Genomic DNA, 13827 nt, shown 5'->3' with positions numbered 1-13827 from the left:
CCACTAGCCCCCCTTACTGTACGGTCATCATAAAATCTTCTCGTAATTTATATTTTTGAACTTTTCCAGATGCAGTCATTGGATAGTTATCGATAAAGAAAATATGTTTTGGAATTTTATGTCTAGAGATCTTATCTCGACAAAATTCTCGAATCTCTTCTTCGGTCACTTGCTCCCCTTCTTTCAAAATAATCCAAGCTGCCGCTTCCTCTCCGTAAATAGGATCGGGTACACCAGCAACCTGGACATCTGAAATTTTTGGATGTGTATAAAGAAATTCTTCAATTTCACGAGGATATAAATTTTCTCCTCCGCGAATTATCATATCTTTCAAACGACCTGTCACACGCACATAACCAGCTTCATCCATTGTTGCCAAGTCACCTGTATGCAGCCAGCCTTCCTGATCAATAGCAAGCTCTGTTTCTTCCTGGTTTTTATAGTAGCCCTTCATTACATGGTAGCCTCTTGTACATAACTCGCCTTGTTCATTCCTAGGCGCTTCATCCGTTGTACCTGGAACAACAATTTTCACTTCCAAGTTGGGTAATGCACGGCCAACTGTTTCCACTTTTAACTCTAACGGGTCATCTGTTCTCGTCTGTGTAATAACTGGCGATGATTCTGTTTGACCATAGCAGATTGTAATATCTGTCATACCCATTTTCTCAATAACTGCTTTCATGACCTCTATCGGGCAATTTGAACCTGCCATCACTCCTGTACGTAAGGTCGAAAGATTGAAGGACGCAAAGTTTGGTAGATTAAGCTCGCTAATGAACATCGTTGGTACACCATGTAATGCTGTACATTTTTCTTGTTGAACAGTTCTTAGCACCTCTTCAGGTGAGAATTCCTGCACAGGTACCATCGTTCCCCCACTTGTTGTAATAGCTAAAGTTCCTATAACACAACCGAAACAGTGGAAAAATGGTACCGGAATACATAGACGATCCTCCGCTGTTAAACGCATGCACTCCGCAATATTGACAGCATTGTTAACTAAGTTAAAATGCGTTAACATCACACCTTTAGGAAAGCCTGTTGTACCAGACGTATATTGAATATTAATGACATCATCATAATGTAGAGATTGCTCTCTTTGTTCTAACTGTTCCTCAGTCACTTTCTCTGCAGCCTTCAATACATCTGACCAATTTAGTACACCGGGATATTTAGTTTCGCCGATTAAAATAACATTTTTTAATAAAGGCAGTCGCTTTGATTGCAAATTACCTGGTTCACAATGTTCAAGCTCTGGACATAACTCTTGTAGTGTATTAATAAAAGAATGGTCTCGATAATTTTCAATTAAAAAAATCGTTTTGGCATCAGATTGTTTAAGTAAATACTCCAACTCGCTTGCACGATAATTAGTATTGACCGTAACGATGGGCGCACCCATCTTCCCTGTACCAAATTGAAGCTGTACCCACTCCGGAACATTCGTTGTCCACACCGCGATATGGTCACCCTTTTCAATTCCTAAAGCCATTAAACCTCTCGCAACAAGTCGTGCTTGATAATTTAGCTGCTCATAAGTCATACGTAAATCTCTATCAGCGTAAACTAAAGCTTCATTCTGTGGATACTTTTTCGATTGTTCATCTAGCAATTGACCAATTGTTTGATACACCAGTTCTGCCATTAAGATCCCCCTTATATTTATGCTTACTTCTTTCAGCAGAGATCTCCCACCTCTATTGGTGATGAGATAAATGCGGATTCAAGCTACTTTCAGTGGATGTCCAAACATCCACTAAAAGAAGTGAAAGCCTTCGGCGAATGCCGTGGAATCGGAAAGGAGTGCTTTGTGCAAGCACAAAGCCGATTCGGGACAAATTATGCCGAAGCATAATTAAATAGAATTAACAGCCAATTAGACGAGAAATGACGAGTCGTTGAATTTCAGATGTACCTTCACCTATTTCCATTAACTTGATGTCACGTAAATGACGCTCTACATCGTATTCTTTCATATACCCTGAACCACCATGAATTTGAATTGCCTGATTACATGTACGGAAGCCCATTTCAGAAGCAAATAGTTTAGCCATTGCAGCCTCTTTGCCGAATGGTTTCTTTTGATCTTTCAGCCATGCCGCCTTATGTACTAATGTACGAGCAAGCTCTATTTCCATCGCCATATCAGCTAATTTAAATTGGATCGCTTGTAGCTTCGAAATAGGCGCACCAAATTGTTCACGTTCCTTTGCGAACTTTAGTGCCTTCTCATAAGCAGCCTGTGCAATCCCAACAGAAAGAGCAGCAATCGAAATACGTCCACCATCAAGTGTATTTAAAAACTGGCTAAAGCCTCGCTTTTCGTCCCCTAAAAGATTTGCTCTTGGCACACGAACGTTTTGCAACACAATCTCACAAGTATTGGAGCCACGAACACCCATTTTGTCATAATTACAGTTAATCGTTACACCAGGTGTATTTGTTGGCACAATAATAGAAGAAATAATTTTTTTTCCATCTTCACGTTTACCAGTTACCGCAGTTACAATAATTTGTCGAGCGTATCCTGCATTGGTAATCCAACATTTTTCTCCGTTAATAATGTAGTCATCACCATCAATAACAGCTGTGGTGCGCGTGCCACCAGCATCTGAACCTGCATTGGGTTCTGTTAAACCGAATGCTCCTAATGTCTCACCCTTTGCTAAAGGCACTAACCATTCTTGCTTTTGCTCCTCTGTACCGAAGTTGTAAATTGGCGAAGCGCCTAGGCTAACAGCAGCAGCGTAGCTTAAACCTGTTCCCCCACATGCACGACCAATCTCCTCTACAGCTAAAGCATAGGACACCGTATCCCCACCTGAACCACCATATTCTTCAGGAAATGGGATACCCAATAAACCTAGTTCCGCCATCTTCTTAAAGCTCTCTATTCTCATTGTTGATGTCTCATCAACCTCACGAGCATACGGTTTAATCTCTTTCTCAGCAAAATCACGCACCATGTCTCGAATCATTGCTTGCTCTTTTGTTAATTCAAAATTCATCCCTAATCCCCCTAATGTTCAATTTGTCATAGTAGATGTAGCTTAATGACAAGCAAATACCGACTAGTCGGTCTGTAAAAACAAATAATAAAACCAGCGTTTCCTACTGGCTACACCTTTATCATAAATTGCTTCGCTTCTTCCATTGCTTGTTCCGTTACAATCGCACGTAATACCATATCAGTAAAAACTTCAGTAATTTGCTCCATTGTTAATGGCCCTGATTGCTTAAACCATTTATATGTCCAGTTAATCATCCCAACAATTGCCATTGTGACAATTGTACAAGGTAATTCTGTACGAAAATCTTTTGTTTCTTGACCCTCGGCTATCACTCTTTGTAAAATATCACGATAGTGGTCTCGCTTTTTATGAATCGTGTCACTATATTCATCTGAAAGTGAGCGACTCTCCTCATAAAAAATTGTAATATGTGCTTGATACATATCGAATACTTGTGTCAGCGTTTGTAGCATGGCACATAGACGTTTGATGGGTGTATCATATTTGTCATATGCATCCTGTGATTGTTGAATAACATACGAAATAAAGACATCATGAATTTCATATAACAGTTCGTCTTTTGATTTAAAATTATGATAAAACCCACCCTTTGATGCCCCAATGTATTCTACAATGCGATCGACAGTTACATTGTGATAACCATCTTGCTGAAACAATTCAACTGAAGCGTCTACAATTCTTTGTTTTAACGTTTTTTTTACCATAGGCACCTATCATCCTTCATCTAGCTCTATACTCCATCACTCCTTATAATCAGGAAAAAGTATTTAAATCCATAAAGCATTCTGTTTTTTCCTAATTATAAAAATACTATGACAATATAAATATAGCATTCTCAAAAATTGGTGTCTAGCAACAAATAGCTTTTTTCTATAATTTCGAGCATAATTTTTACCTAAAACAGAATTAAAGGATTTCACAAACACAAATCAATTGTATGATGTACATCTTTCTTTCATTACAAAATACAAAAAAATTTCCCTCGCATTAACACAAGGGAAAATTCCTTTTTATACAACTTTCGGTAGTTTACGGAGCCATGAAATAATAACAGCAACAATTAAGGCGAAACCTAAGTAGCCCATTGTTGAATAGACTTTACCAACTAATGTAGTAAATCCTACTAGGCTTGCAGCAAAACCTATCAATCCAATAACTACAATACTAACCTTAAAATATTGATGGTCTGGCGCAATAAATCGAACTGTAAATGAATAGAACATTCCTACCGCAGTATTGTACATCATGCCTAGTAAAGCAATGGACATTAAGACACCTACTATAGGGTGTATTTGTTTTGCTAATTCTAATGTTGGCATTGCTGCTCCATCAACAACATTTATTTTAGCAAACATGGCTATATTGATTAGTACAATTAACACACCAAGCATTAAACCGCCAAGTAGTCCTCCTCTGCCAGCAACTTTGCGGTCTTTTACTGTTCCACCCATCACAATTAACATTGCAGCACCAGCAGCGATATTATAGGAAACATAAAGCAACGCTCCCATTAGCCAATTAGACGCTGCAGACGGTTGTGCTTTCGCTAAAGCATTTTGCTCTGCGATGGATATATCCATTGTAAAAATGGAATATATCAAAATAATAAAAATGATACCCATTAAATAAGGGGTCACTAATGCTATTAAATTAATAATATTGTTAACATTTAATAGTAAGGTTAGTATGGTTACAACGACCATAAAAATACTACCAACCACTGGATTGATGCCAAACATTTGATGAAATGTCGATCCTGACCCAGCAAACATAACTACAGCAACACCAAATAAGAAAAACGTGATAACGATATCTAAAATAATGCCTACATATCGCCCTCCAATATGATAGATAACCTCTTTATGTGATGTTGTTTGTAGATCTGTCCCTAATTGTGCTAAACTCATCCCTAAAAATGCGAAGGCAAGTGTAGCAACAATGGCACCTATAATACTGTACAAGCCAAAGCTTGTAAAATACTGCATAATTTCCTGACCCGATGCAAACCCTGCACCAACAATTAAGCCTACAAATGCTCCACCTATCTGCCAACTTTTTTTCATAGCACACCTACTATTCTATTATATGAACTTAAGTCTAATTATTGATATGTTTTCTGTGCGACTGTGAAGGAACTAACCGTTTCCCTATTTATTTCATAACCAATTCCTATTTGCTGTGGTACTTCAATGTAACCATCTTTTACAACTACTTCTGGTTCGATAATATCCTTTTCCCAATATCGATTAGAGCCGGCAGTATCTCCTGGTAATATAAAATTCGACAACGTTGTTAAGGCCACATTGTGCGCACGACCAATACCAGATTCCAACATGCCGCCGCACCATACAGGAATGTTATGGGCCTCACAATAATCATGTATTTTTTTTGCTTCCGTTAGGCCACCAACACGACCAATTTTTATATTTATAATTTTGGTGCTACCTAATTCTACAGCCTTTCGTGCATCTTCTAATGAATGGATACTTTCGTCCAAACAAATTGGTGTTTCGATTAATTTTTGCAATGAAGCATGATCGATAATATCATCTGAAGCAAGTGGTTGCTCAATCATTGTTAAGTTAAATGCATCAAGTTGTTTCAATGTTTCAGCATCTTCTAGACGATAGGCTGAATTGGCATCTGCCATAAAGGCTACATCAGGAAACGTTTCCCTTAATGTACGCATAACCTCTACATCCCAGCCTGGTTTTATTTTGATTTTCATGCGTTTATAGCCTTCCTTAACATAGCCGTCAACTAACGCAACTAACTCCTCGATTGAATTTTGTATTCCAGTACTAATACCTACTTCAATTTTATCCTTTTTACCACCAAGTGCTGTTGTTAGGGATTGGCCAGTTTGCTGCGCATATATATCCCAAATTGCTCCTTCAATCGTCGATTTCGCCATATTGTTTTTACGAATGGGCTCAAATAATTGACTGACTTCATCAGGGTGATGAATCTCTTTATTTAAAATAAGAGGAATGAGGAAGTCTTCAAGCATATGCCAGTTTGTTTGGAGTGTTTCTTCATTGTACCAAGGTGAATGAAAGGCAACTGATTCTCCCCAACCAATTAAGCCTGATTCCTCTTTAGCCTCAAGGACTAAAAAGTCCCTCTCATCAAACGTGCCAAAGCTTGTTGTAAACGGTGCTTTTAATTTCATCTTCAGTTGTCGTATTGTGATTTCTGTAATTTTCATTTTAATTTGCCCCTTCCAAATTTAAAGCTGCTTTTTTCACGAAAACATATTCGTTAAAGTATTCTTGTTGCTGCAGTGAAATAGCGGCATACCCTGCTAAAAATAGCTGCTTTAGTATATTTCTTGTTTTGAAACGCCAATCCAATGCTAAGCTAGGATTTTGTGCTTTTAAGGCTTGAAAGTCCTGAGGAACAGGTAGCGTATACATCTCTTCCTTAAATTCCAAATTTTCAGTCATTTCTAAACATAATAAACCCTGCTTTGTAAGTTCACAGCTTGCCACTGGTATTGCATTCGCTACTTCTATTGCAATGTCATTCACCACATAATCTGAAGTTAAATGCCAGCTCACCTCAAATCGATCAGAGGGCAGCCCTTTATTGAAGCCATCCTTCATTTCACCGTAGCAATTTTCTATATAGGTATAACAAATACCCTTTAATTTAGATAGATTAAGATAAGCATTTCGGGTTTCGAGAGGGTCAAATGTCCATACCATTAAATCATAGCCACGATCAATAGCAATAGCTCGCTGTTCATACTTTAACTTTTCTCCTATACCTAGGGATCGGTATTTTTCATCAATCCCTAACATATGAGAGCATAGATAGCTTTTGCCTTCTCGAAAACCCGCAAAACCATAACTAAAACCGACTAATTTATCTTCTTGATAGGCACCTACAACGATGCCCCCATTTTTCACTGCGGTAAGCGTTTGATGGAGAGGAATTGCAGGCATGCCCCACACATCAAACTCTAATTGCTGAACTTGCTCAAGTTGTTCTATTGTTTTGATTTCTCTTATCTCTATCATAGCTATCTCTTCTTTCTATATCTTTATAATGCTCTTAAAATAGCCCTTGTAATAATATTTACACCTATTAAAAGCCGATCTTGATTAAAGGTCATTTGCGGATGGTGTAAGCCCGGAGTAACCCCACAGCCTAATCCAAGCATTGTAGCTTTAAGCTTCGGACGTTCATAGGTATAAAAATGAAAATCCTCCCCTCCTGGTGTAACAACTGGTGGAGCACAAGCCTTTTCCCCAACTACATCAATAATAGCTTCCTTCATATGTTGTAAGGCTTCATCATCCACCAATGCTGCCACTATATGAGCATCGACCTGTAAAAAAATCTTGGCACCATACATCGCTTCAACAGACGCTTTTACACGCTCCACCCCCTCTGTGATTACCTGCATCACTTCATTTGTTTGGGCTCGTGCATCAATGCTAAAGCTAGCTTTACCAGGAATAATATTTGTGGAGGTGCCTCCTGCATTAAACTGTGTCATTTTGACAGAGGCAGAGATAGTTGGATCCGTCCAAATTTTTTGAAGACCTTCGACAATCGCTGCTCCAACCTCAATTGCATTAATGCCAAGTTCTGGTCGTGCGCCATGTGCCTCTTCCCCAATAATGGTCCCTGTAAAAAGCTTTGCTGCTCCGTGGTATAATGCTGGCGCATATGACCCATCCTGTAATTCCTTTAATGGTCGAACATGAACACCAAATAAATAATCTAAATCATCTATAATACCTTTTTCGACAAATGCGCGGGCTCCTTGTGCCTTTTCCTCAGCAGGTTGAAATAGAATGCGTACAGCACCTGACAATAAATGCTCCATGTCCTTTAACAGCAATGCAGTTCCAATAGCCATCGTCATATGACCATCGTGTCCACAAGAATGGTTAGCTTGAAAGACACCATTCACCTCCTGCCAAAGTGCATCTATATCAGTGCGAAACCCTACTCTAGGTGTTCCTTTACCAATATCAACATAAAGTCCTGTCATATCTTCAAAAAGCTGCGGCTCCATCTGGGCCTCTCTCAATAAATTTGCTATATAGTGCGTTGTATTGTGTTCTTGCCAACTAACTTCCGGATGTTCATGTAAATGTTTAAAAATATCTGCCAGACGTGGCTGTAACTTTTGTAATACTTGATTCATAGTAGTCAACTCCATCGGTTTGCTAAAAAGCTATTTTGGAAATCATCATATTTTACGCGTTGATTTTCATAATAGTCATGATCTTGTGCAGTCATCCCAGCTATTAGAGTATTTAAAAATGCTATGAGTGCTGGCATAGCATCTATTGTGGACACTTCTTGTTGTTGTTCGTTCACAAAGGTAATGGTTGCATATTGTGTAATAGGTGCAATTTGAGAATCAGTAATGCCAATAATCTCACATTTTTTTTCTTTTAATTCAGCTGCAAATTGGATCGGTTCTTTAAAATAACGGTGGAACGATAAAATAATTACTACACTATCCTCATCAATCTCTTGGATAGCACGTATGACCTCACTTGTCTCAAAATTTAACAGTACAACATTTGGTCTCAAAAGATTTAATGTAAAATGAAGCCATTGTGCAGCTAAATGGGAGGAGCCATTCCCTGCAATATATATTTTTTTCTTCTCATGGAGCAATACTGAAGCTCGATTAAAATCTTCCTCATGAATATTTTTAGCCATATTTAAAATGCGAGATGCATCTTTTTCCATAGTCTTTACATAAAAACGTGGATTTTCAAAAAGAGCTTGCTTCGATTGCAAATAATTTTGCAAACTACTTGCATTTCCTTCATTAAATAAATGCATTGTCACTTGACGTTGCAATTGTGCATAACCAGATAAGCCTAACGCATAACAAAAGCGGATAACTGTCGTTTCACTTACTCCAGCCTTTTCCCCTACATATGAAGCGGAGTGAACTCCAACTGTCTGTAAATTTTTTAAGATGAATGTAGCTACCTTTTGTTGACTTTTGGACAACTCTTGATATTTCTCTTGAATCATTTGCTGAATTGTTTGGTTCCCCATAAAAGAAGCGCATCCTTTTTTTATTTATATTTTGAAGCCTTCACTTCATTTTTATGTACACTAGCCTAACATACATATTTTCTGAATTCAATATTTTTTCTGAAATTTTAGTTTTATCATCTCAATTGCTCAAGATCTTTTCATCGACATTTAACAAATTTCGCTTCAGTTAAACTGCCAACCCACTCAACCTATGCTATATTTAAAACCATGGAACTATGAAAGGGTGTTAACAATGGCAAAAAGCGTAGTAATCGCTGAAAAACCTTCTGTAGCACGTGATATTGCACGTGTGCTGAAGTGTACTAAAAAAGGAAATGGCTTCCTTGAAGGAGATAAATACATTGTTACTTGGGCGCTTGGACATCTTGTAACACTAGCTGACCCTGAAAGTTATGATGTGAAATATAAAACGTGGAATCTTGAAGATTTACCAATGCTTCCTGAACGCTTAAAATTAACTGTCATTAAACAAACTGGTAAACAATTTAATGCAGTCAAAAGCCAACTTACACGTAATGATGCAAGTGAGGTAATTATTGCGACAGATGCTGGACGTGAAGGTGAATTAGTAGCACGCTGGATACTTGATAAAGTAAAGATTAAAAAACCACTTAAACGCTTATGGATTTCTTCAGTAACCGATAAAGCAATAAAAGATGGTTTTGCCAATCTAAAGCCTGGCAAAGCATATGATAACCTCTATGCATCTGCTGTAGCTCGTTCTGAGGCTGATTGGTATATCGGGCTCAATGCAACTCGTGCTTTAACTACTCGCTTTAATGCACAGCTCAACTGCGGACGTGTCCAAACGCCAACGGTCGCTATTATTGCCGCACGTGAGGATGAAATTAAAAATTTTAAAGCCCAAACTTATTATGGTATAGAAGCACAAACGACTGACAATTTGAAGCTTACATGGCAGGATGCAAACGGTAATAGCCGTTCATTTGATAAAGAAAAAACTGATATCTTAGTTAAGAAACTTGGAAATAGCAATGCCATCGTTGCTGATATTGAAAAGAAACCTAAAAAATCGTATGCTCCAGGCCTCTATGATTTAACGGAATTACAGCGTGATGCCAATAAAATTTTCGGCTACTCTGCAAAAGAAACGCTGAATATTATGCAAAAGCTTTACGAACAACATAAAGTATTAACATATCCACGTACTGATTCTCGCTTTATTTCTCAAGATATCGTGGCAACAATACCTGAACGCTTAAAGGCGTGTGGCATCGGTGAGTATCGTTCGATCGCTAACAAACTACTTACTAAACCAATCAAGCCTACAAAGGCCTTTGTCGATGATAGTAAGGTCTCAGATCACCATGCCATTATTCCAACAGAAGGCTTTGTAAATTATTCTGCGTTTACAGATAAAGAACGTAAAATTTATGATCTTGTTGTGAAACGATTCCTAGCGGTGCTACTTCCTGCTTTTGAATATGAGCAATTAACATTACGTGCAAAAATAGGCGATGAAAGCTTTATTGCCCGCGGAAAAACAATTTTATCAGCTGGCTGGAAGGAAGTTTATGAACATCGCTTCGATGATGACGACTCGACGGATGATGTAAAGGAACAAATACTACCACGAATTGAGAAAGGTGATATATTAAAAATAAAATTGCTTGCCCAAACATCTGGTCAAACAAAACCACCTGCTCGTTTTAATGAAGCTACACTGTTATCAGCGATGGAGAACCCAACAAAATACATGGCTACGAATGATAAAAAACTAGCAGACACATTAAAATCTACGGGTGGACTTGGCACAGTGGCAACACGAGCTGATATTATTGATAAGCTTTTTAATTCCTTCTTAATCGAAAAACGTGGTGGTAAAGATATATATATTACTTCTAAAGGTCGTCAACTACTTGATTTAGTGCCTGAGGAATTAAAGTCCCCTGCCCTCACGGCTGAATGGGAGCAAAAGCTTGAGCTCATTGCAAAGGGCAAGCTCAAAAAAGATGTATTTATTAGCGAGATGAAAAATTATACACAAGAAATTGTGTCTGAAATTAAGGGCAGCGACAAAAAATATAAACACGACAATATCTCGACTAAATCCTGTCCAGATTGCGGAAAACCAATGCTTGAGGTAAATGGTAAGAAGGGGAAAATGCTTGTCTGTCAGGATCGTGAGTGTGGTCATCGTAAAAATGTCTCACGTACAACAAATGCACGTTGTCCACAATGTCATAAAAAATTAGAGCTTCGCGGTGAAGGCGATGGTCAAATTTTCGTTTGTAAATGTGGCTATCGTGAAAAATTATCAGCCTTTGAGGCAAGACGTAAAAAAGAAGGCGGAGGCAAGGTAGATAAACGCTCCGTACAAAAGTACTTAAAGCAACAAAAGAATGAGGAACCAGTGAACAATGCACTTGCTGAAGCATTGAAAGGTTTAAAATTCGACTAAGCAAACTGAGCAAATATTGCGCCTAGAAAGGATGACGGAGGAAAGGAAATCACCTCCCTCACCTTGCTAAACGTTCTTTTGCTGTAACATCACTATCTTCTACAACATAAGAGCAAATTTACATTTAGTGTAAATTTGCTCTTTTATTTATGCATACTCAAATCCTCAAAACATATCTTGAATTGACCGAATATTCTTTATATTAAAGGAGGATTTATTAGAATGGAAGCGAAAAATTTTAGACCACGGAATGTGATTTTTATGACGATTGTTGTTGGTGTATCTGTGTTAATTGGTCAAGCTATTTATGTTCTGTTTATAGATGTGCCATTCCCATAATAAGTAGTTAACTCTTTAATTGTCTGAGCAAATATTTTTCATTCTCTATTATTTCCTGATGATTTGGTTTCCATTTTTGCGCCTCTGAATTATGCTGATAGGCATTTTCAAATAACCGTAACTCCCTATAAAGCAAACTTAATTGCAAATGGGGAATCCACGTTGAGTAAGCCCATTTTTGGATCGTCATCGTATCAACAGGAGCTTGTTGCAGAGCTTGGGAATACCAATAAATAGCCTCTTTATATTTCGATTGTTCCATAAAAAATTGGCCCATTCGGCAACATGCTTCTGGCTTTGGTCGATCATATAAGAAAGATTGCAAAATAGATTGCTGGGCCTGTTTATCATCATGTAAGCGTCGATAGCATTCCCCAACATGTAAGCAAGCCTCAATACGGTCATCTACTGTTCCTAAATCATGATCCAAAAATGTATTGTATTGATTGATCGCTTCTAAGTAACGTTGATGCGTTTTTAGTTCATTAGCATAAAAAAATAGGTCTCTTGCTGAAAGTGAATGTCCCTCTTTTAGTAAACCTTCATAAATACAAATATTACGATAAAGATCTCTGGATAATGGCAAATGTGTGATAGCTATATCACTATGATAAAACGGACCTGATACCTTTAATTCCTCATGAACAGCACCTTCCCATTGAAAATGACTTGCCCTTTTTACGAGACGAACATTTCGTTTACTACACTCTACTACTCCATCATGATCAAGTGATAGGTAGTAATCCATCGTTACCGCGTCAATAGAAGGAAATAAAGATTGCTTTAATTGACTGAACTTGTATTGGTTTTCCTTTGTTATGACGTCATCTGCATCAAGCCATAAAATATAGTCTTTTGTTGCCTGTTGAAAGGAAAAATTACGCGCCTTGGCAAAATGATCAGACCAAGGAATATCATAAATTCGAGAGGTATAATTCTGAATAATAGTCTTCGTACGATCAGTTGAACCTGTATCAATGATATTGATCTCGTCAACTATATGTTGAACCGAATCTAAACATCTTTCAATTGTAGATTGTGCATTTTTAACAATCATACATAAACTAATCGTTAACATCTGGTCCCCTCCTTAACCATGTTGAAATGTACACTCTTGCAGTATTTTATCGAAAAAATATTCCAATTATCACCCGACTTTTTAATTTATCGTGAAAACACAAAAAAACGAACGCGATACACGTTCGTTTTTGTTTTAGATTTTGAACTTCTGCTGAATCAAGATAAATATTGCTCTCGCCATGTTAGTTGCTCTTTGTCAGTAAGCTGTTGCTCAAGATAATGATCCCATCGATTGAGAAACGTATTCCACACACGTACAAATAGTATATCTTGTTCTTTATCATAAAGAACAAACTCTAAACATGGGCTATCATTAATTTGTTGCGCTTCCGTTTGAACAATTTTTGTGATGACTTTTTGGGAGTTGCCCACTTCCTCTTCATTCTCCTCTTGTAATGCTGCTATCACCAGTGATTCTTCAAACTGCTCCTGTTGTTCTGCTTTTTTATCAATATAACGATATAGCTCTGGTAGGTCATCGTATTCTTCTCTATTATCTGCATCAATAGTTAGAAATGATTGATGGCAAGGACTGAAGTAAAGCGTGGTCTTTTCTATTTCTAGCTCTTCCTCAAAGATTCCCTGTTCAAGCTGCAGCTGTCCTTTTTCAGTTAGACTATAATAGTTATCCTCTTTCTTCATAAGGTTGACTCGAACCATTAAAGAAACCAAATCCTCAATAAATAATGGATCTACAAGCAAAAGCTCACTCAATTCAAGAGTACTTTCAAAATCAGCCTCTTGGATGCTTATTAGTAGCATGGTCATTAAGACATCCATTGTCGAACGGCGCACAGGCTCATACATTACCTCTACTGTCCTAATGGGAATACACCATTCAGCAGTTTTGACAATCTTAATATTGCGATTTTGTTGAAGCTCACGCATTAGCCGTTGCTGTAATTTTGACAA

The 13827-nt window shown here is 37.8% G+C and carries 11 protein-coding genes; 1 reads left to right on the top strand and 10 read right to left on the bottom strand.

Features of this window, described 5'->3' with window-relative positions; translation table 11 throughout:
- Window positions 1–13: 13 nt before the first annotated feature.
- The 8 genes from RT445_RS00245 to RT445_RS00210 all read right to left on the bottom strand — a co-directional run bounded on the left by RT445_RS00245 (window position 14) and on the right by RT445_RS00210 (window position 9071).
- Window positions 14–1648: an AMP-binding protein gene (locus RT445_RS00245; RefSeq protein ID WP_312505052.1), complete on the bottom strand. Its 1635-nt coding sequence runs from the start codon at window positions 1646–1648 to the stop codon at window positions 14–16.
- A gap of 220 nt (window positions 1649–1868) precedes the next feature.
- Window positions 1869–3011, bottom strand: coding sequence for an acyl-CoA dehydrogenase (locus tag RT445_RS00240; RefSeq protein ID WP_274795456.1), 1143 nt, complete (start codon window positions 3009–3011; stop codon window positions 1869–1871).
- Window positions 3012–3121: 110 nt separating this feature from the next.
- Window positions 3122–3739, bottom strand: coding sequence for a TetR/AcrR family transcriptional regulator (locus RT445_RS00235; RefSeq protein ID WP_312505053.1), 618 nt, complete (start codon window positions 3737–3739; stop codon window positions 3122–3124).
- Window positions 3740–4045: 306 nt separating this feature from the next.
- Window positions 4046–5098 (bottom strand): YkvI family membrane protein, encoded by a 1053-nt coding sequence (locus RT445_RS00230; RefSeq protein ID WP_312505055.1) that lies wholly within the window; start codon window positions 5096–5098, stop codon window positions 4046–4048.
- Window positions 5099–5136: 38 nt separating this feature from the next.
- Window positions 5137–6243: an o-succinylbenzoate synthase gene (gene menC, locus RT445_RS00225; protein ID WP_313469224.1), complete on the bottom strand. Its 1107-nt coding sequence runs from the start codon at window positions 6241–6243 to the stop codon at window positions 5137–5139.
- A 1-nt stretch (window position 6244) separates the two neighbouring features.
- Window positions 6245–7057 (bottom strand): GNAT family N-acetyltransferase, encoded by an 813-nt coding sequence (locus RT445_RS00220; protein WP_274795453.1) that lies wholly within the window; start codon window positions 7055–7057, stop codon window positions 6245–6247.
- A gap of 23 nt (window positions 7058–7080) precedes the next feature.
- Window positions 7081–8196, bottom strand: a complete 1116-nt coding sequence (locus RT445_RS00215; RefSeq protein ID WP_312505058.1) for a M20 peptidase aminoacylase family protein — start codon at window positions 8194–8196, stop codon at window positions 7081–7083.
- 5 nt (window positions 8197–8201) lie between these two features.
- Window positions 8202–9071: a MurR/RpiR family transcriptional regulator gene (locus RT445_RS00210; protein ID WP_312505059.1), complete on the bottom strand. Its 870-nt coding sequence runs from the start codon at window positions 9069–9071 to the stop codon at window positions 8202–8204.
- A 235-nt stretch (window positions 9072–9306) separates the two neighbouring features.
- Between RT445_RS00210 and RT445_RS00205 the strand changes: the two genes are divergently transcribed.
- The gene (locus tag RT445_RS00205; RefSeq protein ID WP_312505060.1) at window positions 9307–11496 is read left to right on the top strand and encodes a DNA topoisomerase III; all 2190 of its coding nucleotides are present in this window, start codon (window positions 9307–9309) and stop codon (window positions 11494–11496) included.
- 346 nt (window positions 11497–11842) lie between these two features.
- On the opposite strand, the gene RT445_RS00200 is transcribed toward RT445_RS00205, so the two are convergent.
- Together RT445_RS00200 and RT445_RS00195 are read right to left on the bottom strand one after the other, a co-directional pair.
- The gene (locus RT445_RS00200) at window positions 11843–12913 is read right to left on the bottom strand and encodes a glycosyltransferase family 2 protein (RefSeq protein WP_312505062.1); all 1071 of its coding nucleotides are present in this window, start codon (window positions 12911–12913) and stop codon (window positions 11843–11845) included.
- Between the two features lie 158 nt (window positions 12914–13071).
- Entirely contained in the window at window positions 13072–13827 is a 756-nt protein-coding gene (locus RT445_RS00195) for a hypothetical protein (protein WP_274795448.1), read from the bottom strand.

It is taken from the genome of Lysinibacillus sp., from assembly GCF_032093475.1.
GTDB lineage: Bacteria > Bacillota > Bacilli > Bacillales_A > Planococcaceae > Lysinibacillus > Lysinibacillus irui.
The sequence above is the reverse complement of the archived record's forward strand: the minus strand, read 5'-3'. Positions and strand labels throughout refer to the sequence as shown.

Coding starts and splice junctions, on each gene's coding strand:
- RT445_RS00245 (WP_312505052.1), bottom strand. CDS start 1,648: ATGGCAGAACTGGTGTATCAAACAATTGGTCAATTGCTAGATGAACAA.
- RT445_RS00240 (WP_274795456.1), bottom strand. CDS start 3,011: ATGAATTTTGAATTAACAAAAGAGCAAGCAATGATTCGAGACATGGTG.
- RT445_RS00235 (WP_312505053.1), bottom strand. CDS start 3,739: ATGGTAAAAAAAACGTTAAAACAAAGAATTGTAGACGCTTCAGTTGAA.
- RT445_RS00230 (WP_312505055.1), bottom strand. CDS start 5,098: ATGAAAAAAAGTTGGCAGATAGGTGGAGCATTTGTAGGCTTAATTGTT.
- menC (WP_313469224.1), bottom strand. CDS start 6,243: ATGAAAATTACAGAAATCACAATACGACAACTGAAGATGAAATTAAAA.
- RT445_RS00220 (WP_274795453.1), bottom strand. CDS start 7,057: ATGATAGAGATAAGAGAAATCAAAACAATAGAACAACTTGAGCAAGTT.
- RT445_RS00215 (WP_312505058.1), bottom strand. CDS start 8,196: ATGAATCAAGTATTACAAAAGTTACAGCCACGTCTGGCAGATATTTTT.
- RT445_RS00210 (WP_312505059.1), bottom strand. CDS start 9,071: ATGGGGAACCAAACAATTCAGCAAATGATTCAAGAGAAATATCAAGAG.
- RT445_RS00205 (WP_312505060.1), top strand. CDS start 9,307: ATGGCAAAAAGCGTAGTAATCGCTGAAAAACCTTCTGTAGCACGTGAT.
- RT445_RS00200 (WP_312505062.1), bottom strand. CDS start 12,913: ATGTTAACGATTAGTTTATGTATGATTGTTAAAAATGCACAATCTACA.